The sequence below is a fragment of the Streptomyces sp. NPDC014861 genome (assembly GCF_043081625.1).
Taxonomy (GTDB): Bacteria; Actinomycetota; Actinomycetes; order Streptomycetales; family Streptomycetaceae; genus Streptomyces.
In genome coordinates this window covers 1-25039 of sequence record NZ_JBIBWV010000003.1, presented here as the reverse complement: position 1 = coordinate 25039, position 25039 = coordinate 1, and the positions used below count along the sequence as shown (strand labels likewise).

General features: G+C 73.1%; 21 protein-coding genes. 8 read left to right on the top strand and 13 right to left on the bottom strand.

Going from position 1 to position 25039, the window contains the following annotated elements:
* Positions 1 to 160: 160 nt before the first annotated feature.
* Positions 161 to 2431, top strand: coding sequence for an alpha-N-acetylglucosaminidase (locus tag ACF1BN_RS06895; RefSeq protein ID WP_392330523.1), 2271 nt, complete (start codon positions 161 to 163; stop codon positions 2429 to 2431).
* Positions 2432 to 2438: 7 nt separating this feature from the next.
* Here ACF1BN_RS06895 and ACF1BN_RS06890 read toward each other — a convergent pair whose 3' ends face one another.
* The 4 genes from ACF1BN_RS06890 to ACF1BN_RS06875 all read right to left on the bottom strand — a co-directional run bounded on the left by ACF1BN_RS06890 (position 2439) and on the right by ACF1BN_RS06875 (position 6523).
* Complete coding sequence (locus ACF1BN_RS06890) at positions 2439 to 3602, bottom strand: thiolase domain-containing protein (protein ID WP_392330522.1); 1164 nt, start codon at positions 3600 to 3602, stop codon at positions 2439 to 2441.
* Entirely contained in the window at positions 3599 to 4657 is a 1059-nt protein-coding gene (locus ACF1BN_RS06885; RefSeq protein WP_392330521.1) for a thiolase domain-containing protein, read from the bottom strand. Before ACF1BN_RS06885 ends, ACF1BN_RS06890 begins: the two co-directional genes overlap by 4 nt.
* Positions 4654 to 5619, bottom strand: coding sequence for a Zn-ribbon domain-containing OB-fold protein (locus ACF1BN_RS06880; RefSeq protein WP_392330520.1), 966 nt, complete (start codon positions 5617 to 5619; stop codon positions 4654 to 4656). The genes ACF1BN_RS06885 and ACF1BN_RS06880 overlap by 4 nt, the downstream gene beginning before the upstream one ends.
* Before the next feature lie 103 nt (positions 5620 to 5722).
* On the bottom strand, positions 5723 to 6523 hold the full coding sequence (locus ACF1BN_RS06875) for a crotonase/enoyl-CoA hydratase family protein (protein WP_392330519.1): 801 nt from the start codon (positions 6521 to 6523) through the stop codon (positions 5723 to 5725).
* 165 nt (positions 6524 to 6688) lie between these two features.
* Here ACF1BN_RS06875 and ACF1BN_RS06870 point away from each other — a divergent pair, with 165 nt between their 5' ends.
* From ACF1BN_RS06870 to ACF1BN_RS06860, 3 genes are all read left to right on the top strand, one after another.
* Positions 6689 to 8323: an acyl-CoA synthetase gene (locus ACF1BN_RS06870; protein WP_392330518.1), complete on the top strand. Its 1635-nt coding sequence runs from the start codon at positions 6689 to 6691 to the stop codon at positions 8321 to 8323.
* Positions 8324 to 8575: 252 nt separating this feature from the next.
* Positions 8576 to 9391 (top strand): pentapeptide repeat-containing protein, encoded by an 816-nt coding sequence (locus ACF1BN_RS06865; RefSeq protein WP_392330517.1) that lies wholly within the window; start codon positions 8576 to 8578, stop codon positions 9389 to 9391.
* Between the two features lie 140 nt (positions 9392 to 9531).
* Positions 9532 to 10092, top strand: coding sequence for a hypothetical protein (locus tag ACF1BN_RS06860; protein WP_392330516.1), 561 nt, complete (start codon positions 9532 to 9534; stop codon positions 10090 to 10092).
* 27 nt (positions 10093 to 10119) lie between these two features.
* Here the strand turns inward: ACF1BN_RS06860 and ACF1BN_RS06855 are convergent, their stop codons facing one another.
* The gene (locus ACF1BN_RS06855; protein WP_392330515.1) at positions 10120 to 10461 is read right to left on the bottom strand and encodes a DUF5713 family protein; all 342 of its coding nucleotides are present in this window, start codon (positions 10459 to 10461) and stop codon (positions 10120 to 10122) included.
* A 92-nt stretch (positions 10462 to 10553) separates the two neighbouring features.
* Positions 10554 to 11348 carry a GNAT family N-acetyltransferase gene (locus ACF1BN_RS06850; RefSeq protein WP_392330514.1) on the bottom strand — a complete coding sequence of 265 codons (795 nt, stop codon included), beginning with the start codon at positions 11346 to 11348 and terminating at the stop codon, positions 10554 to 10556.
* A gap of 199 nt (positions 11349 to 11547) precedes the next feature.
* Between ACF1BN_RS06850 and paaK the strand changes: the two genes are divergently transcribed.
* A complete protein-coding gene (gene paaK / locus ACF1BN_RS06845) occupies positions 11548 to 12837 on the top strand; it encodes a phenylacetate--CoA ligase PaaK (protein WP_392330513.1) in 1290 nt (429 codons plus the stop codon).
* Between the two features lie 118 nt (positions 12838 to 12955).
* Here the strand turns inward: paaK and ACF1BN_RS06840 are convergent, their stop codons facing one another.
* Positions 12956 to 13306 (bottom strand): winged helix-turn-helix transcriptional regulator, encoded by a 351-nt coding sequence (locus ACF1BN_RS06840; protein ID WP_392330512.1) that lies wholly within the window; start codon positions 13304 to 13306, stop codon positions 12956 to 12958.
* A 108-nt stretch (positions 13307 to 13414) separates the two neighbouring features.
* On the opposite strand from ACF1BN_RS06840, the gene ACF1BN_RS06835 reads away from it, so the two are divergent.
* Positions 13415 to 14359: an NAD(P)-dependent oxidoreductase gene (locus ACF1BN_RS06835; RefSeq protein WP_392330511.1), complete on the top strand. Its 945-nt coding sequence runs from the start codon at positions 13415 to 13417 to the stop codon at positions 14357 to 14359.
* Here the strand turns inward: ACF1BN_RS06835 and ACF1BN_RS06830 are convergent.
* Positions 14350 to 15846, bottom strand: a complete 1497-nt coding sequence (locus ACF1BN_RS06830) for a fatty acyl-CoA synthetase (protein WP_392330510.1) — start codon at positions 15844 to 15846, stop codon at positions 14350 to 14352. The two genes, ACF1BN_RS06835 and ACF1BN_RS06830, sit on opposite strands and share 10 nt — an antisense overlap.
* Before the next feature lie 202 nt (positions 15847 to 16048).
* Between ACF1BN_RS06830 and ACF1BN_RS06825 the strand changes: the two genes are divergently transcribed.
* Positions 16049 to 18415, top strand: a complete 2367-nt coding sequence (locus ACF1BN_RS06825; protein ID WP_392330999.1) for a penicillin acylase family protein — start codon at positions 16049 to 16051, stop codon at positions 18413 to 18415.
* Between the two features lie 29 nt (positions 18416 to 18444).
* Here ACF1BN_RS06825 and ACF1BN_RS06820 read toward each other — a convergent pair whose 3' ends face one another.
* Positions 18445 to 19545 carry a calcium:proton antiporter gene (locus tag ACF1BN_RS06820; RefSeq protein ID WP_392330509.1) on the bottom strand — a complete coding sequence of 367 codons (1101 nt, stop codon included), beginning with the start codon at positions 19543 to 19545 and terminating at the stop codon, positions 18445 to 18447.
* A gap of 62 nt (positions 19546 to 19607) precedes the next feature.
* A complete protein-coding gene (locus ACF1BN_RS06815; protein WP_392330998.1) occupies positions 19608 to 20012 on the bottom strand; it encodes a MarR family winged helix-turn-helix transcriptional regulator in 405 nt (134 codons plus the stop codon).
* Between the two features lie 150 nt (positions 20013 to 20162).
* Here ACF1BN_RS06815 and ACF1BN_RS06810 point away from each other — a divergent pair, with 150 nt between their 5' ends.
* On the top strand, positions 20163 to 21017 hold the full coding sequence (locus ACF1BN_RS06810; RefSeq protein WP_392330508.1) for a nitroreductase/quinone reductase family protein: 855 nt from the start codon (positions 20163 to 20165) through the stop codon (positions 21015 to 21017).
* A gap of 325 nt (positions 21018 to 21342) precedes the next feature.
* On the opposite strand, the gene ACF1BN_RS06805 is transcribed toward ACF1BN_RS06810, so the two are convergent.
* The 3 genes from ACF1BN_RS06805 to ACF1BN_RS06795 form a co-directional block, all read right to left on the bottom strand.
* Positions 21343 to 22896 carry an acyl-CoA synthetase gene (locus ACF1BN_RS06805; RefSeq protein ID WP_392330507.1) on the bottom strand — a complete coding sequence of 518 codons (1554 nt, stop codon included), beginning with the start codon at positions 22894 to 22896 and terminating at the stop codon, positions 21343 to 21345.
* Positions 22893 to 24002 carry an NAD(P)H-dependent flavin oxidoreductase gene (locus ACF1BN_RS06800; RefSeq protein WP_392330506.1) on the bottom strand — a complete coding sequence of 370 codons (1110 nt, stop codon included), beginning with the start codon at positions 24000 to 24002 and terminating at the stop codon, positions 22893 to 22895. The genes ACF1BN_RS06805 and ACF1BN_RS06800 overlap by 4 nt, the downstream gene beginning before the upstream one ends.
* A gap of 438 nt (positions 24003 to 24440) precedes the next feature.
* Positions 24441 to 24905: a hypothetical protein gene (locus ACF1BN_RS06795; protein ID WP_392330505.1), complete on the bottom strand. Its 465-nt coding sequence runs from the start codon at positions 24903 to 24905 to the stop codon at positions 24441 to 24443.
* Between the last annotated feature and the right edge of the window lie 134 nt (positions 24906 to 25039).

Sequence of the window (25039 nt, the reverse complement as noted above, 5' to 3'; positions counted from 1 at the left end):
GGACGAGCAGGTCGCGGCGTGTTCGACGGACAGATGTGCGGAGCCCGGGAAGGGTCACGCGGAGCGTGTCGTCCTTGACCGGGTGCCCCGCGAATACTCCCATATGACGGACGGTCAGTTCATGATCGTCCTAGGGTCCTGACAAGGGGATGAGCCGGACATGAGACCTCCCATTTCCCGCGCGCGGTCCTGGGCCGCACGGTCGGCGTGTTCCCTCGCCCTGTGCGCCACCGTGCTGACGGCGCTGCCCTCATCGGTGCCGGCCGCCGCGGAGTCGGAGCCGCCGGCCCCGAAGGCTCCGGCGGCCTCGGGCGCGGCCGGGGCCGCGGCTGCGGCGCCCTTCTCGGTGAACGCGGCGCGGGCCGCGCTGGTGCGGCTGCTGCCCCGGCACTCGGGCCAGTTCGAGCTGGCGCTGGTGCCCCGGACGGACGCGGGCGACCGGTTCTCCGTCTCGGGCACGACGGGCCGGATCGTCGTCACGGGCACCACCCCGGCGGTCCTGCTGCGCGGGGTGCACTGGTACCTCTCCTACACCGCGGGCGTGGACCTCGGCTCGCCCGGCGACAGCGTCGCGGCGCTCCCGGCCCGGCTGCCCGGCCCGGGAGGCACGGTCACCCGGGCGGCCTCGGTGCCGCACCGGTTCGCGCTCAACGACACGGACGACGGCTACTCGGGGGCGTACCGGGACTGGGCCTCGTACGAGCGGCAGATCGACCTCCTCGCGCTGCACGGGGTGAACGAGGTCTTCGTGCAGATGGGCGCGGAGGCGGCCTATCACGCGGCCTTCCAGGAGTTCGGCTACACGAGCGCGGAACTGCGCGAGTGGATCCCGGGACCCGCGCACCAGCCGTGGTGGCTGATGCAGAACATGTCGGGGTTCGGCGGACCGGTGAGCGAGCAGCTGATCGCCCGCCGGGCGGCGCTGGGCAAGCGGATCGTCGACCGGCTGCGGGAGCTCGGCATGACGCCGGTGCTGCCGGGTTACTTCGGCACGGTGCCGCCCGGTTTCACGGAGCGCAACCCGGAGGGCCGGGTGGTGCCGCAGGGCCGGTGGATCGGCTTCACCCGGCCGGACTGGCTCGACCCGCGCGGGACCGTCTTCCCCCGCGTGGCGTCCGCCTTCTACCGGCACCAGGCGCAGCTGCTCGGCACCACCACGATGTACAAGATGGACCTGCTGCACGAGGGCGGCAATCCGGGCGACGTGCCGGTCGGCGAGGCCGCCGCGCGGGTGATGAGGACCCTGGACGACGCACGGCCGGGGGCCACCTGGGTCCTGCTCGGCTGGCAGCGCAACCCGAAGGCCGAGCTGCTGGCGGGCGTGGACACCTCACGGCTCCTCGTGGTGGACGGGCTCTCCGACCGCTACGACAACCTGGACCGGGAGACGTCCTGGTCGGGGACGCCGTACGCCTTCGGCACCATCCCCAACTTCGGCGGGCACACCACGATCGGCGCCAACACCTCGGTGTGGACGGAGCGGTTCGAGGCCTGGCGGACGAAGGCGGGCAGCACGCTGAAGGGCATCGCCTTCCTCCCGGAGGCCACCTCCGCCAATCCGGTGACCTTCACCCTCTTCACCGAACTGGCCTGGAGGGACTCGCCGGTGGACCACGCCGACTGGTTCGCCCGGTACGCGTCCCGCCGCTACGGCGCGGCCGACCCGCACGCGGCGAAGGCGTGGGAGTGGCTGCGGAAGGGCCCGTACGGCACCGCGTCGAACGGCTGGAGCGAGTCCCAGGACAGCCTCTTCACCGCCCGCCCGAGCCTGACCGTGCGGACCTCGGCCTCGTGGGGGCCGAAGGAAATGCGGTACGAGGCGGCGACCGTGGAGCAGGCGCTGGCCGAGCTGCTCCAGGTGGCGCCGGCGGCGCGGTCCACCGACGCGTACCGCTACGACCTGGTCGACATCGCCCGGCAGGCGCTCACCAACCGCAGCCGGGTGCTGCTGCCCCGGATCAAGGCGGCGTTCGAGGCGAAGGACCTGGCCGGCTTCCGGGCGCGGGCGGCGGAGTGGCGGCAGGCGATGAAGCTGCTCGACGAGGTGCTCGCCACCGACCGGCGGTTCCTGCTCGGGCCGTGGCTGGAGGGCGCCCGCGCCTGGGGCCGCTCGGACGCGGAGCGGGCCGCGCTGGAGTTCGACGCCCGCTCGCTCATCACGACGTGGGGCCACCGGGCGGGCAGCGAGGCCGGGCTGCACGACTACGCGAACCGGGAGTGGTCGGGGCTGGTGTCGGACTTCTACGCGCCCCGCTGGTCGACCTACCTGGACTCGCTGGAGACCTCGCTGGTCACCGGGCAGGTGCCCGCCGCGATCGACTGGTTCTCCTGGGAGAACGCCTGGAACCTGCGGCGGGAGTCCTACCCGGTGACCCCGAAGGGCGATCCGGTGGCGCTGGCGACGCGGGTGCGCGACAGCCTGGGCGCCTGAGGGGCGGTCAGGCCGGCGGCTCGGTGCCCACCAGCCACATGGAGAAGAACTGGGCGCCGCCGCCGTAGGCGTGGCCCATGGCCCGGCGGGCGCCGTCCACCTGGTGCTCGCCGGCCTCGCCGCGCACCTGGAGGGCGGCCTCCGCGAAGCGGATCATGCCGGAGGCGCCGATCGGGTTGGTGGAGAGGACGCCTCCGGAGGGGTTGACCGGCAGGTCGCCGTCGAGTTCGGTGACGCCGGCCTCGGTGAGCTTCCACCCCTCGCCCTCGGCGGCGAAGCCGAGGTTCTCCAGCCACATCGGCTCGTACCAGGAGAACGGCACGTACATCTCGACGGCGTCGATCTGCCGGCGCGGGTCGGTGATCCCGGCCTGCCGGTAGACATCGGCGGCGCAGTCGCTGCCCGCCCGGGGCGAGACGAAGTCCTTGCCTGCGAAGAGGGTCGGCTCGCTGCGCATGGCTCCGCCGTGCACCCAGGCGGCGGGGCGGGGCGCGCGGTCGGCACCGGCCCGGTCGGTGAGGACCATGGCGCAGGCGCCGTCGGAGGACGGGCAGGTCTCCGAGTAGCGGATCGGGTCCCACAGCATCGGGGACGCCCGCACCTTCTCCAGGGTGATGTCGTGCTCGTGGAGGTGGGCGTAGGGGTTCTTCAGGGCGTTGCGGCGGTCCTTGTACGCGACGAGGGAGCCGATCGCGTCGGGGGCGCCGGTGCGCCGCATGTAGGCGCGGACGTGCGGGGCGAAGAAGCCGCCGGCGCCGGCGAGGAGCGGCTGCTGGAAGGGCACCGGCAGCGACAGGCCCCACATCGCGTTCGACTCCGACTGCTTCTCGAACGCGAGGGTGAGGACGGTCCGGTGGACGCGGGCGGCGACCAGGTTGGCGGCGACGAGGGCGGTGGAGCCGCCGACGGAGCCGGCCGTGTGGACGCGGAGCATGGGCTTGCCGACGGCGCCGAGGGCGTCGGCGAGGTACAGCTCCGGCATCATGACGCCCTCGAAGAAGTCGGGCGCCTTCCCGATCACGACGGCGTCGATGTCCGCCCAGGTCAGCTCGGCGTCGGCGAGGGCCCGCGCGGCGGCCTCGCGGACCAGCCCGGCGAGGGACACGTCGTGCCGGGCGGCGACGTGCTTGGTCTGGCCGACGCCGACGATCGCGACGGGTTCCTTGCTCATCGGGGGTCTCCTTCCAGGACGGCGACCAGGTTCTGCTGGAGGCAGGGCCCGGAGGTGGCGTGGGCGAGGGCCCGGTCGGAGTCCCCCCGGTGGATGCGGGCGGCGGCCTCGCCGAGGCGCAGGAGTCCGGCGGCCATGACGGGGTTGGCGGCGAGCGCGCCGCCGGACGGATTGATCCGGACGTCCTCGCCGAGGCCGAGCGCCTTGGCCAGGACGACCTCCTGCGAGGTGAAGGGGGCGTGCAGCTCGGCGGTGTCCACGGGCCGTTCGAAGGCTCCGGCGCGCTCGGCGGCGAGCCGGGTGGACGGCGAGTCGGTGAGGTCGCGGACGCCGAGCGAGTGCGCCTCGATGCGGTGGTCCATGCCCCGGATCCAGGCGGGCCGGGCGCACAGCTCGCGGGCGAGGTCGCCTGCGGCGAGGATCACGGCGGCGGCGCCGTCGCCGATGGGCGGGCAGTCGCCGGTGCGCAGCGGCGCCACGACGTGGTCGCCCTGCGGGCGGGCTCCGGTGACCTGGGCGTGGGGGTTGGCGGTGGCGTCGGCGCGGCGGCGGGCCGCGATCTCGGCGAGGGCCGCCTCGTCGGTGTCGCCCGCGTCGACGAGGGCCTGGGCCTGGAGGGCGGCGAGCGCGACGGAGTCCGGCCAGAGCGGGGCGACATAGTACGGGTCGAGCTGGCGGGTCAGCACGTCACGGACGGAGCCGGGCGAGGACTTTCCGTAGGAGTAGACGAGGGCGGTGTCGGCCTCGCCGGTGAGGAGCTTCACCCAGGCCTCGTAGAGGGCCCAGGCGCCGTCCATCTCCACGTGGGACTCCGAGATCGGCGGCCAGGCGCCGACGCCGTCGAGCGCCATGGTGAAGGAGAAGGCGCGTCCGGCGAGGTAGTCGGAGGAGCCGGAGCAGGTGAAGCCGATGTCGGAGGTCTTCAGGCCGGTCCGGCGCAGGACCTCGTGGAGGACGGGCATCACCATCTCGACCTCGGAGAGGTCGTCGGTGCGGCGCCGGTGGTCGCTCTGGGCGAAGGCGACGATGGCCACCTCCCGGCCGGGGGCGCTCATAGCAGCTCCTTGTACGTGTCGTAGTCCGCGTCCGGTTCGCCGGTGGGGCGGTAGTGGTCGGGGTAGCGGCCGTCCTCGCTCCACACCGGTTCGACGCGCAGGCCCATCCGGACCTCGTCGTAGGGGATGCCGCCGATCCGGCCGTGGAGCGCGAGGCCGGCGCCGTCGAGGGCGATGTGGGCGTAGACGTAGGGGACCTCGATGTCGAGGTTCTTCGCTTTGATGTTGACGATGCAGAAGGTGGTGACGGTGCCGCGCGGTCCGACGTCGACCCGGTCGGTGGTGGCGACGCCGCAGGTGGGGCAGGCGCCGCGGGGCGGGACGTACACCTTGGCGCAGGAGGGGCAGCGCTCGCCGACCGTGCGGCGCTCGGAGAGGGCGTGGAGGTAGCGGGTCTGGGCGCGGCCGGGGCTGTAGGTGTAGTCGAGGCGCGCCTCGGCCGTGATGCCGGTGACGGGTTCGTCGAACTCCCCTGTGTGCGGGACAGGTTCGGTGCCCGAAGGCGCTGCCTCGTACGGCTCGAAGCAGGCGATGTCGGTGATGGCGCCGGTGCGGTCGGCGGCCCAGCGGATCCGGACGCGCATGCCGGTGCGGACGGCGTCGGGGCCGGGGGCGTCGAGGGCGTGGAGGAGGGCGGTGTCGGCGCCGTCGAGGCGGACGAGGACCCAGGCGAAGGGGGTGGAGAGCGGCTGGCCACGGCGCGGCTCGGGGTTCCAGGCCCAGGTGGTGACGGTGCCGGTGGCCTCGACCTGGACGAGTTCGCGCAGTTCGGCTGCGGTCTCGGGGTCGTACTCCACCGGCGGGACGAGGATCCGTCCGGCCTCGGTGCGGACGCCGAGGACGGTGCGCTCGCGCAGTCCGGTGAGGAAGGCGGACTGGACGGGGCCGAGGGAGCGGGTGAAGGGGAACTCGACGACGAGGGGCGCGCGGAGGAGTTCGGGTGGCGAGGGGGTGGTCGTCATGGGCGGGCCTTCCTGTGCGGGCGGGTGGGGCGTACGGGGCGCTCGGGCGGCGCGGACGGGGTTCGGGGTGGAGCGCTGGCCACGGGAAGGGGCGGGCGGGACGTCACTCCCGGCGGTAGACCGCCGGCCGCTTCTCCGCGAAGGCCCTCGCCCCCTCCTTCGCGTCGGCCGTGTCGAAGATCGGCCAGCCCCGCTTCAGCTCGGCGGCGAGCCCTTCCGTCTCCGTCATCTCGCCCGCCTCGTAGACGGACGCCTTCACCGCCTCGACGGCCAGCGGGCCGCAGGCGTTGACGCGTTCGGCGAGGTCGAGGGCGGTGTCGAGGGCGGTGCCGTCCGGGACGACGCGCCCGACGAGCCCGATGCGGGCGGCTTCCTCCGCCGTGTAGGGGCGTCCGGTGAGGAGCATTTCGAGGGCGTGGGTGCGCGGGATCTGGCGGGGCAGCCGGACGGTGGAGCCGCCGATCGGGAAGAGGCCGCGCCGGACCTCGAAGAGGCCGAAGGTGGCGGAGGCGCCGGCGACCCGGATGTCGGTGCCCTGGAGGATCTCCGTGCCACCGGCCACGCAGGCGCCCTCGACGGCGGCGATGACGGGCTTGCGGGGGCGGTGGTGGCGGAGCATCGCCTTCCAGTGCAGGTCGGGGTCTGCCTTGAGCCGGTCGCGGTGGGCCTCCCCCGCCATGCCCTGCCCGGCGAGGGCCTTGAGGTCCATCCCGGCGCAGAAGGCGCCGCCCGCTCCGGTGAGGACGATCGAGCGGACGCTGTCGTCGGCGTCCGCCTCGATCCAGCCGTCGTGAAGGCCGACGAGCATCGGCAGTGAGAGGGCGTTCTTCGCCTCGGGACGGTTCAGGGTGAGGACGAGCGTGGCGCCTTCGCGCCGCACGGTGAGGTGTTCGGTGCCGGCCATGGGCATCTCCCGTCTCCAGTTCTGGAACAGGTTGCAGGAGTGGCGGAGGCAGTTCAATAGTTTTCTGACACTCAGTCAGATTCTTTGACGCGCCCCCTTCCCACCTGTGCGCGTCGGTGCTCTGATGACCGCCCGAGTCCGAACGCGCCGGGGTCAGGAGGAACGGTGGAGTACAACCTTGCCGACCTGTTCGAATCGGTCGTGGACGTGGTGCCGGAGCGCGAGGCACTGGTCTACGTCGACCACCCGGGGACGGGCACCGAGCGACGGCTCACCTACGCCGAACTCGACGCAGCCGCCAACCGGTTGGCCCACCACCTGCTCGACGCGGGGGTCCGGCCGGGCGAGCACCTCGGCCTCCACCTGTACAACGGCGTCGAGTACCTCCAGACCGTACTGGCCTGCCTGAAGGCCCGGATCGTGCCCGTCAACGTCAACTACCGCTACGTCGAAGAGGAGTTGGTCTACCTCTACCGGGACGCCGACCTCACCGCCCTGGTGTACGACGCCGAGTTCACGGACCGCGTGGCGGCGGCCCTGCCGCGGACCGAGAAGCTGCGGCACCTCGTGCGGGTGGGGACCCCGCCCGAGGGGGCCGCGGACCTCGACGCCGTACCGCTGGAGGAGGCGGAGACCGCGGCGTCCGCCGCGCGCGGCTTCGCCCCGCGCTCCGGCGACGACCTGTTCATCATCTACACCGGGGGCACCACCGGCATGCCCAAGGGTGTCCTGTGGCGCCAGGAGGACCTCTTCTTCGCCGGCCTCTTCGGCGGCGACCCCTCGGGCGAGCCCGTCAAGCGCCCCGAGGAACTGGCCGAGCGGGTGGCCGCCGGCGGCGCCGGGATCACCTTCTTCCCCGCGCCGCCGCTCATGCACGGCACCTCCACGCTCACCACCTTCATCGCCTTCAACTACGGCCAGCGGGTGGTCCTGCACCGCAAGTACGTGCCCGAGGAGGTGCTGCGGACCCTGGAGAAGGAGAAGGTGTCCAGCATCTCCCTCGTCGGGGACGCCATGCTGCGCCCGCTGGTCGACGCGCTCGCCGGCCCGCTCCGTGACACGGACCTGTCCGCACTGTTCAGCCTCTCCTCCTCCGGCGCGATCATGTCGGAGACCGTACGGGCACAGCTGCGCGAGCTGATGCCGAACGTCCTCCTGCTGAACAACTTCGGCTCCACAGAGTCTGGTTCGAACGGCCGGGCCACCGACGACTCCGGCCCGGAGAGGGGCTTCCGGCTGCACGTCAACGAGCGCACCCAGGTCGTGGACCCGGCCACCCGGGAGCCGGTCGCCGTCGGCGAGATCGGCCGCCTCGCGCAGCGCGGACACGTGCCGCTCGGCTACTACAACGACCCGGCGAAGACGGCCGAGACCTTCTTCGAGCGGGACGGCCTGCGGTGGGTGCTGCTGGGCGACATGGCCACGGTCGACGCGGACGGCGTGGTGACCGTCCTCGGCCGCGGCTCGCAGTGCATCAACACGGGCGGCGAGAAGGTCTACCCGGAGGAGGTCGAGCAGGCCCTCAAGTCGCACCCCGACGTCTACGACGCGCTGGTCGCCGGCGTGCCGGACGCGAAGTGGGGCAACCACGTGGCCGCCGTCGTCCAGCAGCGCGAGGGCACGGACCCCCTCGACCTGGCGGCCGTCCAGGACCACTGCCGGCGCCACCTCGCCGGCTACAAGGTGCCCCGCCAGCTCGTCCTCGCCGACCGCATCCAGCGCTCCCCCAGCGGCAAGGCCGACTACCGCTGGGCGAAGTCGGTGGCGACGGAGGCGGACGCGGCGGGCTTCACGGGCTGAACGACGGAGGCGGACGCGGCGGGTTTCACGGGCTGAACGACGGAGGTCCGCCGCCCGGTGGGGAGGTCATCCGGTGCCGAAACGCCCGGGTCGGGGTGGGCTCGACGTGGCCGTGCCCCAGGACGACGGGCGAGGCCCCGCCCGGTCCGGGGACCCGGGGGGGGGCGAGCTGGAGCCGTCCACGGCGACCGTGCGGAGGGGCCGGGGTACGGTGGGATGATCGCCCACGAGCTGTGAAGGAACCGTTTCCCCATGCCCGACACCCGGGAAGCCGCGCTGCGCGGCGACTGCGCGCAGTGCTTCGGGCTGTGCTGTGTGGCGCTGCCGTTCGCCAGGTCGGCGGACTTCCCCGTGGACAAGTCCGCCGGCGACCCCTGCCGCAACCTCCAGGACGACTTCCGGTGCGGGATCCACGCACGGCTGCGCCCGGGCGGGTTCCAGGGCTGCACGGTGTACGACTGCTTCGGCGCCGGACAGCAGGTCTCCCAGGTGACCTTCGGCGGGGTGTCCTGGCGGGAGGCGCCGGAGACCGCACGGCAGATCTACGAGGTCTTCCCGGTGGTCCGGCAGCTCCACGAACTGCTGCGCTACCTGACCGAGGCCCTGGAGCGGCCCGCCGCGCGCCGGATCCACGGGGAGGTGCGGGCCGCCCTGGCCCGGGTCGAGGGGCTGACCGCGCTGCCCGCCGACGCGTTGGAGAAGCTGGACGTCGCCCCCGTCCGGGCCGAGGTCAACCCGCTCCTGCTGCGGACCAGCGAACTGGTCCGCGCCACGGCCGGCGGCAGGCCGCGCGGACGGCGGGGCGCGGATCTCGTCGGAAAGCGGCTGCGGGGCGCGAGGCTCCGGGGCACCGACCTGCGCGGGGCCCTGCTGATCGCCGCCGACCTCACCGGGGCGGACCTCACCCTCACGGACCTGATCGGCGCCGACCTGCGCGACGCCGACCTTTCCGGCGCCACCCTGACGGACGCCCTCTTCCTCACCCAGCCCCAGCTGAACTCGGCGCGCGGCGACGCCAGGACCGTCCTCCCGGACGGCTTCGAGCGCCCGGCGCACTGGGCGGCCTGAGAGGCGGCCGGGCCGCCGGGAACGAGCCGGATCCCGGGCGCAACCTTTCCCCCTCACCCGTGGTCTGATCATCCGACGGGTCCGCCATGAGGGGACCCCACCCGACCTCTCGCCCCACCGTGCCGCCCCGGAGACCCAGCATGAGCGACACCACCACTCCCACCCCCTCACCCTCACCTTCCCCCGAGGCTCTGAAAGAGCTGCTCGACGCCGAGCAGACGCGGGCGGTCCAGGCGATCACCCCGCCGTGGCCGCACCTCCTGCTGAGCGTGGTGGGCGCCGCGGCCGTGTGGCTCCCCGACGCCGGCACCGCGCGGACCGTGGCGGTGCTGTCGATGGTGGCGCCCAGCGTCTGGATGCTGCTGCGGCACAAGGCACTGGTCCGCGCAGGCACGGTCTACGCGGAGCAGGACCTCGGCGACGGCCCCGACGATCCGGAGCTCACCGCGCGGGTGGCGTCGAAGATGCTCGTGGTCGCCAATGTCGTCGCCGCCGCCGGCCTGGCGGCGGTGGTGCTCCTCGTGCCGCTCAACGTCCTGCGCTTCGTGCTGCCCGCGGTGTGCCTGTGGTACCTCGTCGGCACCGTCCGCCAGTCCCGGGACCGGCGCCGGACCGCCGCGGTCGTCGAGCGGGCCCAGGGCGAGCCCTGGTACCCGGCGTACCGGAAGAGGATCGACGCGCGCCGGGCCGCACTGGGCTGAGACCCCGCCCGGCGGGCCCCGGGACCCTCACCACTCCCTGGTGGCGATCAGCTTCTCGTGGTCCGCGTCGGCGAAGCCGTAGGCGCCCGCCACGAACCGGAAGTCCTCGCCTATCTCCTCCCGCGCCGTGGTCTCGATCTCGCTGCCCGCCGCCTCGAACTCCGCCTCCAGGGCGTTGAACTCCTCCGTCGCCGCGTGCGTGAGGACGTACAGCGCCCGCAGGTCGGCCGGGCGGTCGGTCTCGATGCGCTCGCAGAGCCGGAGCAGGATCTCGCGGCCCTTGTCGACGACGTGGTCGGGGAAGTACCCGTCCTCGTACAGCCCCCGCAGGAACGCGTACTCCCCCACCTTCGCGTTCGTGATCGTCATGCCCGCTCCCTCCCCGGGAAGACCCTGTGCGTGCTGCCTCCTCCCGATGATGCACCGGGGCACCGACAATGCCGCTCGAACCCTCGGACTTCTCAGGCGTGGACGTACGGCGTGGTCGTGGTGAGCGGGACGAAGCCGAGGCGCTGGAGGATGGGGCGGCTGGTGGGGGCCGCGTCGACCTGGACGTAGCGGTGTCCGCGGCTGGCCGCGACGCGGGCGCGGTGGGCGACGAGGGCGCGGTAGAGGCCGCGGCCGCGCCACTCCTCGACGGTGCCGCCGCCCCAGAGTCCGGCGAAGTCGGTGCCCGGGTACAGCTCCAGACGGGCCGCGCTGACGGGTATCCCGCCGGCGAGGGCGACGACGGCGGTGACGGTGCCGGGGTCGGCGGCCATCCGGTCCAGGAGGCGGCGGCCGAGGTCGGAGCTGTCGGTGCCGAAGGCCCGTTCGTGGACCTCGACGACCTGGCGGACGCCCTCGGCGTCGGTGACCTCGCGGAGCTCGACCCCGGCCGGCAGCGGTACCGGCCCGGCCTGTGCGCCCGCCTCGGCGACCATGAGGGTCTCCGGCTCCTCGGGGGTGAAGCCGGCCGCGAGGAGCCGCGTACCGAGGTCGGCGGGCCCGTCGTGGGCGTACAGCTTCCACTCGAAGGGGACGCCCTCCGCGCGGTAGTGGGCGAGCTGTGCGGCGATGGCCGCGTCGGCGGTGTGCTCGTCGAGCCCGGACCAGAGGACGCCGTTCCAGGCGTGGGCGGGGCCGGTCTGGCGGACGACGGCGCCGGAGCGCTCGACGCGGCAGTCCGGCCCGTCGGGGCGCGCCGCCCGCCGCAGCTGCCGGTCGTGCAGGTCGAGGAGGAGGCGATGGTCCCCAGGGGTGTGTGCGTGGTTCATCCGGGCCATTCAAGGGCGGCGCGCAGGGACGGGCAACGCCTTTTCCGCCCGGCACGGGGCCTTCGGGGGAAAGGTGGCGCCGGGACCTTGCCAAACCCCTCCCCGGGAACGTTTTACTGGCCCCCACACGTATCTACCGAATGATCGGTCGCCCGTTTCCACGGGTGGCCGCCGGGCGAGTGCGGAGGAGTGGCGGCGCATGAAGGAACTGCCGGACGGCGGCGAACGGCTCGGGCGGGAGGAGCTGGCGGCGCTCCAGCTGGAGCGGCTGCGGAGCACGCTGCGGCACGTCTACGCGAACGTGGAGTTCCACCGGCGCGCCTTCGACGCCGCGGGGGTCCACCCCGACGACTGCCGCTCCCTGGCCGACCTGGCCCGATTCCCCTTCACCACCAAGGCGGACCTGCGCGATCGCTACCCCTTCGGGATGTTCGCCGTCGACCGGTCCCGGGTCCGCCGCGTGCACGCCTCCAGCGGCACCACCGGCCTGCCCACCGTCGTCGGCTACACCGAGGGCGACCTGGACGTGTGGGCCGATGTAGTCGCCCGCTCGCTGCGCGCGGCCGGCGCCCGCCCCGGCGACCGGGTCCACGTGGCGTACGGATACGGCCTGTTCACCGGCGGCCTCGGTGCGCACTACGGCGCCGAACGCCTGGGCTGCACGGTGATCCCCGCCTCCGGCGGCATGACCGCCCGCCAGGTGCGGCTGATCCAGGACTTCGAGCCCGAGATCATCATGGTGACGCCCAGTTACATGCTGACGCTCCTGGACGAGTTCGAGCGGCAGGGCGTGGACCCGCGCTCGACCTCCCTCAAGGTGGGCGTCTTCGGCGCCGAACCGTGGACGGAGGCGATGCGCGCCGAGATCGAGGAGCGGTTCGCGATCGACGCGGTCGACATATACGGGTTGTCGGAGGTGATGGGCCCGGGCGTGGCCCAGGAGTGCGTCGAGAGCAAGGACGGGCTCCACATCTGGGAGGACCACTTCTACCCGGAGGTCGTGGACCCGGTCACGGGCGAGGTGCTGCCGGACGGCGAGGAGGGCGAGCTGGTCTTCACCTCGCTCACCAAGGAGGCCATGCCGGTGATCCGCTACCGCACGCGGGACCTGACCCGGCTCCTGCCGGGCACCGCGCGGCCCGCGTTCCGGCGGATGGAGAAGGTCACCGGGCGCAGCGACGACATGATCATCCTGCGCGGGGTGAACCTCTTCCCGACCCAGGTCGAGGAGATCGTGCTGCGGACGCCGGCGGTGGCCCCGCACTTCCAGCTGCGGCTGACCCGGGAGGGCAGGCTCGACGCGCTGACGGTACGGGCGGAGGCCCGGGCCGACGCGACGTCCGAGGAGCGCGGGGAGGCGGCGCGGGCGATCGAGCGGGCGGTGAAGGACGGCATCGGCGTCTCGGTCGCGGTCGAGGTGGTGGACCCGGAGACGCTGGAACGCTCGGTGGGCAAACTCAAGCGGATCGTCGACCTGCGGGACCGGTGATCCGAGGGGAGGGCGACACAGTACCCACCTTTTAGTGGGTACTTGTCGCCCCCCGCCCTCCGGGAGAAGGTGGAGACGTCCACGAGGACGGCGCCGCAGGGGCCCGGAGAGAGAGGAGTCAGGAGGCGGCGCGCAGCTCGGCCAGCCGGTCGAGGTGGTCGTGTCCCCAGTCCGAGAGCGGCGCCAGGAGCAGCGAGAGCGCGAGACCGTTCTCGGTCAGCGAGTAGACGGTCTTGGGCGGCACGACCTCGTGCGTCTCGCGGTGCACGAGCCCGTCGGCCTCCATCTCGCGCAGGGCCTGGGTCAGCACCTTCTCGCTGATCCCCGTCACCTTCCGGCGCAGTTCGCCGGGCCGGTGCGGCCCGGATTCGAGCATCCAGAGCAGCGTGGGCTTCCACTTGCCGTCGACCACCGAGATCGCCGCGGCCACGCCGCAGACCGAGTCCTCGTCCAGGCTGATGCGCGCCATCGTCCTTCTCCGTCCCGTCACCCTCGTGCGTCCGAGTGCCGTCCGCGACTGTCCGCCGCGCCCCGGCCCACCCACCCTAATCCGCATTCTCTGCACAGGAGTTCACGCATGTCCGGCAACCAGCCGTCCCCGCAGCAGTCCGACCGGGAGTCGATCCCCCAGCAGCCCGCGATCACCGTACTGGGCCTCGGTCCGATGGGCCGCGCCCTGGCCGGCGCGTTCCTCGCGGCGGGGGTCCGCACCACGGTGTGGAACCGTACACCCGGCCGGGAGGGCGACCTCGCCGAGCGGGGCGCGGTCGTGGCGGCGAGCGCCGCCGAGGCGGTCGCGGCGAGCCCGCTGACCGTCATCTGCCTGGTCAACTACGACGCCACGGACGCGGTGCTGCGCCGGGACCCGGTGGAGGCCGCGCTCAAGGGCCGTACCCTCGTCAACCTCTCCGCCGACATCCCCGAGCGGTCCCGTGACACCGGCCGCTGGGCGCGGGAGCACGGCGTCGCCTACCTCGACGGCGCCATCATGACGCCGGCCGACACGATCGGCTCGGAGCACGGGGTGTTCCTGTTCAGCGGCCCCGCCGCGCTGTACGAGGAGCACCGGGCGGTGCTCGACGGGCTCGGCGGCACGCACACGCACCTCGGTGAGGAGATCTCGCGGGCCGCCGCCTACGACATCGCGCTGCTGGACGTCTTCTGGACGTCGATGGCCGGGTACTGGCACGCGCTGGCACTCGCGGAGGCGGAGGGCGTCGAGCCGCTCGAACTGGCGCCGTTCGCGGCGGGGATCGCGCAGATCCTGCCGGCGCTCTTCGGGGAGCTCGCCGCCGACGTGCAGCACGGCGGCGACGCCTCCGGCGCGATCAACCCGCTGAGCTCCGCGGTGTCGACGATGGCGCACGTCGTGCACGCCGCCGAGGCGCACGGCATCGACTCGGGTGTGATGCGCGCGGCCGAGGGGCTGGCCCGCCGCACCGTGGCGCTCGGCCACGGCGCGGCCGGTCCCGCCCGGATCCTGGACGTCATGCGCGGACCCCGGCCCGCGGCTCAGGCGTAGCGGTCGCGGAGGTCCCGCTTGAGGATCTTGCCGCTGGCGTTGCGGGGCAGGGCGTCGGTGAAGACGATCCGCTTGGGCGCCTTGAAGGAGGAGAGGCGGTCGCGGGCGTGGGCGAGGAGTTCCGCCTCGGTGACCTCGCCGCGCGGGACGACCACGGCCGTGACCGCCTCGATCCAGCGCGCGTCGGGCAGGCCGATGACGGCCGTCTCTGCGACCGCCGGATGGGTGTAGAGGGCGTCCTCGACCTGGCGGGAGGCGACGAGCACGCCGCCGGAGTTGATGACGTCCTTCACCCGGTCGACGATCGTCAGATAGCCGGCGGCGTCGCGGACGGCGAGGTCGCCCGAGCGGAACCAGCCGTCGCGGAAGGCGGCGGCGGTCTCCTCGGGCTTGGCCCAGTACCCCTCGCAGAGCTGCGGGGACCGGTACACGATCTCCCCGGGAGTGCCGTCGGGGACGTCCTTGCCGTCCTCGTCGACGACCCTCGCCTCGACGTGCCGGACGGTCCGGCCGCAGGAGTCCATCCGGCCGTCGTGCTCGTGGGGGCCGAGGACGGTGGCGAGCGGGCCGATCTCGGACTGGCCGAAGCAGTTGTAGAAGGCGAGGCCGGGCAGGTGGCCGCGCAGCCGCTCCAGGACCGGCACGGGCATGATCGAGGCGCCGTAGTACGCCTTGCGCAGCGCGGACAGGTCCCGCCCCGCGAAGCCGGGGTGCTCGGCCAGGGCGATCCACACGGTCGGCGGTGCGAAGAAGCTGTCCGCGCGTCCCTCCTCCACGAGCCCGAACAGGGCCTCGGGGTCGGGTCCTTCGAGGAGCGTGCTCTCGGCGCCGACGGCCAGGTACGGCAGCAGGAAGACGTGGGTCTGGGCGGAGTGGTACAGCGGCAGCGCGTGCACCGGCCGGTCGTCCTCGCTCAGGCCGAGTGCCTCGATGGCGCTGGCGTACTCGTGCACGAGCGCGCGGTGGGTCATCATCGCGCCCTTGGGCAGCGCGGTGGTGCCCGAGGTGTAGAGCAGCTGCACGAGGTCGCGGGGATCGCTGTCGGAGTCGTACGGCTCCGATTCCGCGAGCGCGTCGAGGAGCGAGCCCGGCGCGTCCCGCAGGGCCCGGACCGGTACGCCGGAGGGGATCCGGTCGGCGAGCCCGGGATCGGCGAGGACGAGGGAACTGCCCGACTGGTCCAGGAGATAGCCGAGGTCGTCGCCGGTGAGGTGGTGGTTGACCGGCACGTGGACGAGACCGGCGCGGGCGCAGGCGAGGAAGGCGATCAGGTAGGCGTCGGAGTTGTGGCCGTAGGTGGCGACCCGGGCGCCCGGCACGAGTCCCGGCTCGCGGCGCAGCACGGCCGCGGCGGTGGAGACGGCGGCGTCGAGTTCGGCGTAGGTCCAGGCGCGGTCCGCGTACCGCAGGGCGGTCCGGCCGGGGACGCGTTCGGCGCTCGCGCGCAGCACGCCGTCGACGGTCCGGTGGAGGAGTCCTCGTTCCATGGCTGGATCCTCGGCGCGGTGGTGCGGCGGGTCAAGTACCCGTCCGCGTCCGCGCACCCCGTCGCCTCGGATACCGAACGGGATGTTGACAAGTCAGGCGCGTGCTGTCTCCATGGGCCGACAAGCTCTGTCTGCTTGTTCGTTGGGAGGCATCGTGCCTGTCCGCACCCTCTTCCCCCACCGTTCCCCAGGGCGGCTCGCCCTGGTCGCCGTCTCTTTCGCCGCCGTCACCGCGGCCCTGCTTCCGGCCTCCGCCTCGGCCGGCTCCGCGCAGCCGGTTCGGGAGCACCGGCCGTCCGACCGGGGACTTGGCGCCGTCGTCCGGTACACCGAGTACGGCATCCCGCACATCCTGGCCGGGGATCACGCGGGCCTGGGCTTCGGCACCGGCTGGGCTCAGGCCGCCGACCAGGTGTGCGTGCTCGCCGACGGCTTCGTGACCGTGAACGGCGAGCGCTCCCGGTACTTCGGCGCCTCCGGCGCCCCGGACGGCTCGCTGTCCTCCGCCGGCTCGAACCTCTCCAGCGACCTGTACTTCCGGGGCGTCAGGGACGCCGGCACCGTCGAGGCCCTGCTGCGCACCCCGGCCCCGGCGGGGCCGAGCCGCGATGTGAAGGAGCTGATGCGGGGGTGGGCGGCCGGCTACAACGCCTGGCTGCGGAAGAACCGGATCACCGACCCGTCCTGCGCGGGCGCCGGCTGGGTCCGGCCGGTGACGGCCCTCGACGTGGCGCGGCGCGGTTTCGCCATCGCCGTCCTCGGCGGGCAGGGGCGCGCGGTCGACGGCATCACGGCGGCCCGCCCGCCGGCCGCGGCCCCCACCGGGGCGCGGGAGCCCGGGCCCGCCCCCGAGCAGGCGGCACGGGCCGCGCGGGCCCTGTTCGCCGAGGCCGGGGCCACGATGGGATCCAACGTGGTGGCCTTCTCCGGCGCGACCACGGCGAACGGACGCGGACTGCTCCTAGGCAACCCGCACTACCCGTGGCACGGCGGCCGCCGCTTCTGGCAGTCGCAGCAGACGATCCCCGGCGAACTGAACGTCTCCGGCGCCTCGCTGCTCGGGATGCCCGTCGTGAGCATCGGCTTCAACGAGAGGGTCGCCTGGAGCCACACGGTGGCCACCGGCGTGCCGTTGAACCTGCACGAGCTGACGCTGGTGCCGGGCGATCCGACCGCGTATCTGGTGGACGGGGAGCCGGAGCGGATGACCGCGCGGACGGTGACGGTGACGGACCGGGACGGCGCACCCGTGACCCGTACCCAGTGGTGGACCCGGTACGGACCGGTGACGAGCGGGCTCGGCGCGAGCCTGCCGCTGCCGTGGACGGCGAGCACGGCGTACGCACTGAACGACCCCAACACGGGCAACCTGCGCGGCTCGGACACGGCGCTCGGTCTCGCGCGGGCCCGTTCGACGCGTGACGTCGCCGAGGCCCTGCGCCGCACCCAGGGGCTCCCGTGGGTGAACACGGTCGCCGCCGACTCCGCAGGGCACACCCTCTTCAGCCAGTCGCAGGTGGTGCCCCGGATCACCGCCGAGCTCGCGGAGCGGTGCTCCACGCCGCTCGGGCGGGTCGTCCATCCCGCGTCGGGCCTGGCCGTCCTCGACGGCTCGCGGACGGCGTGCGCGCTCGGCTCGGACCCGGACGCGCTCCAGCCGGGGACCTTCGGACCGTCCCGGATGCCGGTCCTGGAGGACGCCCCGTACGCGGCGAACTCCAACGACAGCGCCTGGCTGACCAACGCGGACCGGCCGCTGACCGGGTACGAGCGGGTCTTCGGGAACATCCGGACGCAGCGCTCGCTGCGGACCCGGGGCGGCATCGAGGACGTGGCGGCGATGGCCGCGCGGGGACGCCTGACGGTGGCGGATCTCCAGCGGCAGCAGTTCGCCGACAGGGTTCCGGCCGCCGCTCTCGCCGGGGCGGACGTGGTCGCCGCCTGCCCGGCGGTCCTGCCGGCGGAGCCGGAGGCGTGCCGGGTGCTCGGCACCTGGGACGGGACGATGGACTCGGCCAGCCGGGGCGCGCTGCTCTTCGACCGGTTCTGGCGGAGGTTCACCGCGGCGGTGCCGGTCGCGCGGCAGTGGAAGGTGCCGTTCTCGGCGGCGGACCCGGTCCGCACCCCGCATTCCCTCGACACGGGCTCGGCGGGATTCGCGAAGGCGCTGGCGGACGCGGTGGCGGAGCTCCGGACGGCGGGCATCCCGCTGGACGCGCCGCTGCGCGACCACCAGTTCGTGGTGCGGGGCGGGGAGCGGATCCCGGTGAGCGGCGGGACGGAGTCGCTGGGCGTCTGGAACAAGACGGAAGGCGTGTGGGAGCCGGCGGCCGGCGGCTACGTGGAGGTCGCGCTCGGCACGAGCCATGTGCAGGCGGTCGGCTGGGACGGCGGGCGCTGCCCGGTGGCGCGCACCCTGCTCGCGTACTCCCAGTCCTCGAACCCCGCCTCGCCGCACCTCGGCGACCAGACGAAGCTGTACGCGGGCGAGCGCTGGGTCGCCTCCCGGTTCTGCGAGAGGGACATCCTGCGCTCGCCCGCGCTGCGGGTCGTGCTCGTCAGGGAGTGAGGGACCGGGTCAGGGAGTGAGGGACCGGGTCAGGGGCTGAAGGACAGGAAGACGAAGGCGGCGAAGATCGCGAGATGGACGCCGCCCTGGAGGAGGGTGGCCCGGCCGGGCACCACGGTCAGGGCGCTGACCACGCCGGTGAGGGCGAGAAGGACCATGTGGAGCGGGCCCAGGCCGAGGACCAGGGGCCCGGACAGCCAGATGGACGCGAGTGCGATCGCCGGGATGGTGAGGCCGATGCTGGCGATCGCGGAGCCGTAGGCGAGGTTGAGGCTGGTCTGGACGCGGTTGCGGCGGGCGGCGCGCACGGCGGCGAGCGTCTCGGGCAGCAGGACCATCAGGGCGATGATGACACCGACGACCGCCTTGGGCAGGCCGGCGGACTGGACGCCGTCCTCGATGGTCGGGGAGATCACCTTGGCGTTGCCGACGACGGCGACGAGGGCGACGAGGAGCAGACCGAGGCTGAACCAGGTGACGGCCTTGGTCGGCGGGTCGGCGTGGTCGTCCTCGGCGCAGTCCTTGCCCTCGGGGGTGACGGGGAGGAAGTAGTCGCGGTGCCGGACGGTCTGGACGGCGACGAAGACGGCGTAGAGGGCGAGGGAGGCGATGGCGGCGAAGATGAGCTGGGCGCCGGAGAACTCGGGGCCCGGGTGGCTCGTGGTGAAGGTCGGCAGGACGAGGGTCATCGTCGCGAGGGTGCAGACGGTGGCGAGCGCGCCGCCGGAGCCCTCGGCGTTGAAGACGGCGACCCGGTTTCTCAGGGCGCCGACGAGGAGCGCGAGGCCGACGATGCCGTTGCAGGTGATCATGACGGCGGCGAAGACGGTGTCGCGCGCGTAGGTCGCGGTCTTCTCACCGCCTCCGGCCATGAGGCTGACGATGAGTCCGACCTCGATGACGGTGACGGCGACGGCGAGGACGAGCGAGCCGAAGGGTTCTCCCACGCGGTGGGCGATGACCTCCGCGTGGTGGACGGCGGCGAGGACCGCGGCGAAGAGGCAGAGCGCCACGAGGCCCACGGCGAGACCCGGTAGCTCCCGCCCCCAGGCGAAGACCAGCGCAAGCAGGGCCACCACCGGCCCCCACGTGGTCCACTCCCGGGTCAACGCCTTGGTGCTCGAACTCATCATCTTCTTCCTGCCCTAGGGGACCGCGACTCCCGCGCGAGGACGGCCGCGGCCCGTTTCCGTCATTCTTCTGCGTCGGCCAGACCGTGCTCGTACGCCGCGAGGGTGTCGATGAACATCCGCCGTTCGGCCGGACCCAGCGGCGCGAGGGCCGCTCTCCAGGCACCGGCGCTGCGGCCGAGCCAGCCGTCGATGGACCCTCTCCGCTCCTCCGCGATCGACACGATCTTGCGTCGGCGGTCGGCGGGGTCCTCGTGACGCTCCAGAACCCCCTTCTTCGCGAGGTCCCCCACCATCAGGCTGACGGTGGTGGGCGCGACGCCGAGCCGGGCGGCCAGTTCGTTCACGCTCTGGGGGCCGTCGAAGAGGAGGTACGCGAGCAGGGAGAGGTGACGGGGCGCCAGCGTCAGCGACGCCAGCTCCTCCGGCACCTTGATGCGCTTGACGCGCCCCACCATCCGGGGCATGAGCAGCAGCAGCGTACGGACGGCGTCATCGACGTCCGGTCCGGCGGCCCCGCTCCCCTCGCGCTCGGTTGACACCCTGCACCCTCCGATTTAGCTTTGCTTTCAAAGCAAATAGATCTGTCGTGATCGATGCTACCGGAGGGCACAGCCATGTCCGCGTTCCAAGCACAGGTCATCCAGGAGTTCCGGGACAACGGCGGCCGCGTGGGCGGCATGTTCGAGGGGGCTGACCTCCTCCTGCTCACCACCCGGGGCGCCCGCAGCGGCCGGCAGCACACCACCCCGGTCGTGTACGTACGCGACGGGGCCCGGCTACTGGTGTTCGCGTCGAACGGCGGCGCGCCCCGCCATCCCGCCTGGTACCACAACGTGTGCGCCGAGCCGCGCGTGACCGTCGAGATCGGCACCCCGGAGGGGACGGTCGACCGCTTCGAGGCGGAGGCGACGGCGACCGAGGGCGCCGAGCGGGACCGCCTCTACGCCGAACAGGCCCGCCGCGACCCGGCGTTCGGCGCGTACCAGGCGGGCGTCGAGCGGCTGATCCCGGTCGTCGCCCTGCGCCGGTCCACCGGGCTCGCGGACCCGTCCCGGCGCGCGGCGATCGCCGCGCATCTGGTGGAGGTGCACGACGGCCTCCGCGCCGAGCTGGCCGCCCTCCGCGAGGGCCTGGCGGCACCCGGGCGCCGGCTCGGGCCCGGCCTGGCCCGCCACTGCCTGGCGTTCTGCACGGCTCTGCACACCCATCACACGGCCGAGGACGGAGTCTTCGACCAGGTGCGGGAACGGTTCCCGCACCTGGCCGAGGACCTGGACCGGATGCGGGAGGAGCACCGCGCGGTGGCCCGCGCGGTCACCGAGCTGGAGGCACTGCTCGCCTCGGGCGCCGCCCCGGAGGCGCTGCGCCCCGACGTCGAGCGCCTGGCGGCGGAGCTGGAGGCGCACTTCGCCCACGAGGAGGCCCGGCTGCTGCCGACCCTGACGGGCGGGGAGGCGGGGGCTCCGTGACCGGGCGGGGAGGCGGGGGCTCCGTGACCGGGCGGGGAGGCGGGGGCTCCGTGACCGGGCGGGGAGGCGGGGGCTCCTTGACCGGGCGGGGAGGCGGGGGCTCCGTGACCCGCTCGGCGCGGCTCGCGCCGGAGGCTGGGGCTCCTCCACGCGCGCGGGTCGCGGCAAGCGCGCGTACACGCCTCCCGGGCGAGGGTCGCTCAGGTCGGGCGTGACCCTCGCCCGGCGCGGCTCGCGCCGGAGGCTGGGGCTCTTCCGCCGGTGCGGCCGTGTCGAAGGCCGGGGACCGTCCGCCGGCGTGGCCGCGTCGACCGGCGGTGCCCTCTCACACCGGGCGCGCGTGGCCCTCCCAGTACGGGTCGCGCAGACGGCGCTTGTAGAGCTTGCCGTTGGGGTCGCGAGGCATGACGGGGATGAAGTCGAGGGACTTCGGACGCTTGAAGCCCGCCAGGTGGTCGGCGCAGTGCGCCAGGATCTCCTCGGCGAGCGCCGGCCCCTCCTCGTACCCCTCGGCGGTCTCCACAACCGCCTTCACCTCCTCGCCCCAGTCGGCGTGCGGGACGCCGAAGGCGGCCGCGTCCGCGACGGCGGGATGGGCGAGGAGCGCCGCCTCGACCTCGGCGGGGTAGATGTTGACCCCGCCCGAGATGATCATGTCGATCTTGCGGTCGCGGAGGTAGAGGTAGCCGTCCTCGTCGAGATAGCCGAGGTCGCCGACGGTGAAGAAGTCGCCGACGCGGGCCGCGGCCGTCTTCGCCTCGTCCTTGTGGTACCGGAAACCGCCCGTGTTCATCTTCAGGTAGACCGTGCCGAGTTCCCCGGGCGGCAGCCGGTTCCCGTCGTCGTCCAGGACGGCGAGCTCGCTGATCGGCCAGGCCCGGCCGACGGTCCCGGGCTTCTTCAGCCACTCCTCCGCCGTCGCGAACGCCCCGCCGCCCTCGCTGGCCGCGTAGTACTCCTCCACGCACCCGCCCCACCAGGCGATCATCGCCCGCTTGACGTGCTCGGGGCAGGGCGCGGCGCCGTGGATGGCGTGCCGCATCGAGCTCACGTCGTACCGCTCGCGGACCTCCTCCGGGAGGGCGAGGAGCCGGTGGAACTGGGTGGGGACCATATGGGTGTGGGTGCAGGCGTACGCCTCGATGAGCCGCAGCATCTCCTCCGGCGCCCACTTGTCCATGAGGACCAGCGGGTGCCCGATGTGCAGCGCCGCCGCCGCGAACTGGAGGACCGCCGTGTGGTACAGCGGCGAGCAGACCAGATGCACGTGGGCGTCGAAGGGACGGATGCCGAAGATGCCGAGGAAGCCGCCGAGATGGGACTCCTCCGGGAGGCGGCCGGGCAGCGGCCGGCGGATGCCCCGGGGGCGGCCGGTGGTGCCCGAGGTGTAGTTCATGACCCAGCCGAGGGTCCGCTCGCCGGGCGCCGCGTCCGGCTGTCCGTCGAGGAGTTCGGCGTACGGGCGGAAGCCCGGCACCGTCCCGACCGCGTACCGGTGACTGGCCGCGAGCCCCGCCCCGTCGGCGGCTGCCTGCGCCGCTTCGGCGAAGCGCTCGTGCGCGATCAGCACCTTGGCACCGGAGTCGGCGACGATCCAGGCAATCTCCGCGCCCACGAAGTGGTGGTTGACCGGGACCAGGTAGAAACCGGCCTGGGTGGCGGCGAGATGGGCGGTGAAGAACTCGACGCCGTTCGGCAGGACGACGGCGAAGGCGTCGCCGCGCTCCAGGCCCGCCGCACGCAGCCCGTGCACCATCCTGTTCGCGGCGGCGAGCAGCCGTCCGGCCGACCACTCCTCGCCGTCCGGCGCCACGAGCACCGTACGCTCCGGCTCCGCGGCGGCCTGGGCCCAGAAGCCGTTGGGTGCGCCCTCGCTCATGACTGACTCCTTCCGGCGATCCGGTTGATCCGGTCGACGGCCTTCTCGAAGCCCCGGGTCAGCTCGTCGACGACCTGCTGGACGCCGCGCTCGGAGTTCATCCGGCCGACGATCTGCCCGACCGGGGTGCCGAGCAGCGGGTCGACCTCGTACTTCTGGATCCGCGACACGGCCTCCGCGACCAGCAGTCCCTGGAGCGGCATGGGCAGCGGACCGGGCCCCGCCGGGTCCTCCCACGCGTCCGTCCATTCGGTACGGAGCTGGCGCGCCGGTTTTCCGGTCAGCGCGCGGGACCGGACGGTGTCGCCGGAGCCGGCCGCGAGCAGCTTCTCGGTGAGGGCGCGCGAGTGGAGCTCCGCCTCGGTGGTGGTGAGCCAGAGCGAGCCGAGCCACACGCCCTGGGCGCCGAGCGCGAGCCCGGCGGCGATCTGCTCGCCGCTGCCGATGCCGCCGGCGGCGAGCACGGGGAGCGGCGAGACGGCGTCGACGACCTCCGGGGTGAGCACCATGGAGGCGATCTCACCGGTGTGGCCGCCGGCCTCGTACCCCTGGGCCACGACGATGTCGATGCCCGCCTCGGCGTGGCGGCGGGCGTGCCGAGCGCTGCCGGCGAGCGCGGCCACGAGCACGTCGTGCTCGTGCGCGCGGGCGACGACGTCCGGTGGTGGCGACCCGAGGGCGTTGGCGAGGAGTCTGATGGGGTAGTCGAAGGCCACGTCGAGCTGGCCGCGCGCGACCTCCTCCATCCAGCCGGTGATCCGCCAGCCCGACGCCTCGCCCTCGGCGAGCTCGGGCACGCCGTGCTTGGCGAGGACCGACCGGACGTACTCCCTATGGCCGACGGGGATCATGGCCTCGACCTCGACCTCGGTGACGCCCTCGACCTTCTTGGCGGGCATCACGACGTCGAGCCCGTAGGGGCGCCCGTCGGTGTGCTCCTGCATCCAGTCGAGGTCGCGTGCGAGGTCGTCCGGGGCGGTGTAGCGGACCGCGCCCAGGACCCCGAAACAGCCGGCCCGGCTGAGGGCGGCGGCGACCGCGGGGAAGGGCGTGAAGCCGAAGATGGCGTGCTCGATCCCCAGTGTGCGACTCAGCTCCGTCTCCATGGGCGGCAGGATGCCGCAGCGGGGCGGTGGAGGGAAGAGGTTTTCTGATGCATCGTCAGATTCTTTCGGACGGGCGGCGGAGGGTTCGGTCGGGGAGAGATCCGGGTTCCCCGCCTCGGACTGGGCAGGCCCCGCAAGAAGCCCGCCGGCGTCGCGGCCGACAAGGCCTGCAGCAACGGTCACTGCCGTCAGTACCTGCGACAGCGCGGCATCCGGCTCACGATCCCGGAGAAGGCCGACAGCCAGGCCGCCCGCCGGCACAAAGGATCACGAGGCGGACGGCCACCGGGCTTCGGCGAGGAGCGGCACAGGAAGCGCATCACTGTCGAGCGGGCCATCGATAAGCTGAAGAATTCCCGGGGCGTCGCCACCCGCGACAAGCGCGGCTACGTCTTCCTTGCAAGGGTCACTGCGGCGGCCCTGGTCGTCTGGTTGCGGTCATGAATCGACGTGCCGGCCTTCCGTCCCTGACATGATCGGCTCGGGGTCGAACGGCCAGCGATGGCCGGAATCATGCAACTTGCTCAACGCCAAGTGGTCGTTGGCCACCAGCACCTGGGCCAGCCGGGCTGCTGCGGCGACTACAGCAGACCAGCCGGGCGAGTCCAGGTATGTCTCGTCCCGAGCCGCGGCGCCGACCGAATCCTGTACCGCGCCGTAGGCAGCACCGAGACGCGCCATCAGCTCGACTTCCTCCTCGCTGCGAAGGCACTGCCCAAGCCAGGGCCGAGGATTGTTCGCATCACAGAAGTCGTCGAAGAGCACGTGGACGGTGTAGTCGAGGTCCTCGAACTGATCCGGATCGAGCCACACCTCTCGCTGCCATGTCGGGCTGGCCAACGCCACGACCGCAGGTACGACATGGAGGCGGTAATGAGGCAGAACAATGCCGTGATCAATCACGCGCCAAGGGTACGCATCCGATGATCGGCCGGACAGCTCCTAGTAGTGCTTTGTTAGGTGGTGTCGTAGGGCTGCCATGGGACGGTCTGTCGGCAGGTGGGGCAGGTGCCGGTCCAGGTGGCGATGAGGTGTTG

Bases quoted from the DNA above. Each gene is read 5' to 3' on its own strand.
- ACF1BN_RS06890 (WP_392330522.1), bottom strand. From the start codon at position 3,602: ATGAGCAAGGAACCCGTCGCGATCGTCGGCGTCGGCCAGACCAAGCAC.
- ACF1BN_RS06895 (WP_392330523.1), top strand. From the start codon at position 161: ATGAGACCTCCCATTTCCCGCGCGCGGTCCTGGGCCGCACGGTCGGCG.
- ACF1BN_RS06810 (WP_392330508.1), top strand. From the start codon at position 20,163: ATGTCCGCGTTCCAAGCACAGGTCATCCAGGAGTTCCGGGACAACGGC.
- ACF1BN_RS06875 (WP_392330519.1), bottom strand. From the start codon at position 6,523: ATGGCCGGCACCGAACACCTCACCGTGCGGCGCGAAGGCGCCACGCTC.
- paaK (WP_392330513.1), top strand. From the start codon at position 11,548: ATGAAGGAACTGCCGGACGGCGGCGAACGGCTCGGGCGGGAGGAGCTG.
- ACF1BN_RS06820 (WP_392330509.1), bottom strand. From the start codon at position 19,545: ATGAGTTCGAGCACCAAGGCGTTGACCCGGGAGTGGACCACGTGGGGG.
- ACF1BN_RS06885 (WP_392330521.1), bottom strand. From the start codon at position 4,657: ATGAGCGCCCCCGGCCGGGAGGTGGCCATCGTCGCCTTCGCCCAGAGC.
- ACF1BN_RS06815 (WP_392330998.1), bottom strand. From the start codon at position 20,012: ATGCCCCGGATGGTGGGGCGCGTCAAGCGCATCAAGGTGCCGGAGGAG.
- ACF1BN_RS06865 (WP_392330517.1), top strand. From the start codon at position 8,576: ATGCCCGACACCCGGGAAGCCGCGCTGCGCGGCGACTGCGCGCAGTGC.
- ACF1BN_RS06855 (WP_392330515.1), bottom strand. From the start codon at position 10,461: ATGACGATCACGAACGCGAAGGTGGGGGAGTACGCGTTCCTGCGGGGG.
- ACF1BN_RS06840 (WP_392330512.1), bottom strand. From the start codon at position 13,306: ATGGCGCGCATCAGCCTGGACGAGGACTCGGTCTGCGGCGTGGCCGCG.
- ACF1BN_RS06800 (WP_392330506.1), bottom strand. From the start codon at position 24,002: ATGGAGACGGAGCTGAGTCGCACACTGGGGATCGAGCACGCCATCTTC.
- ACF1BN_RS06860 (WP_392330516.1), top strand. From the start codon at position 9,532: ATGAGCGACACCACCACTCCCACCCCCTCACCCTCACCTTCCCCCGAG.
- ACF1BN_RS06880 (WP_392330520.1), bottom strand. From the start codon at position 5,619: ATGACGACCACCCCCTCGCCACCCGAACTCCTCCGCGCGCCCCTCGTC.
- ACF1BN_RS06850 (WP_392330514.1), bottom strand. From the start codon at position 11,348: ATGAACCACGCACACACCCCTGGGGACCATCGCCTCCTCCTCGACCTG.
- ACF1BN_RS06805 (WP_392330507.1), bottom strand. From the start codon at position 22,896: ATGAGCGAGGGCGCACCCAACGGCTTCTGGGCCCAGGCCGCCGCGGAG.
- ACF1BN_RS06830 (WP_392330510.1), bottom strand. From the start codon at position 15,846: ATGGAACGAGGACTCCTCCACCGGACCGTCGACGGCGTGCTGCGCGCG.
- ACF1BN_RS06835 (WP_392330511.1), top strand. From the start codon at position 13,415: ATGTCCGGCAACCAGCCGTCCCCGCAGCAGTCCGACCGGGAGTCGATC.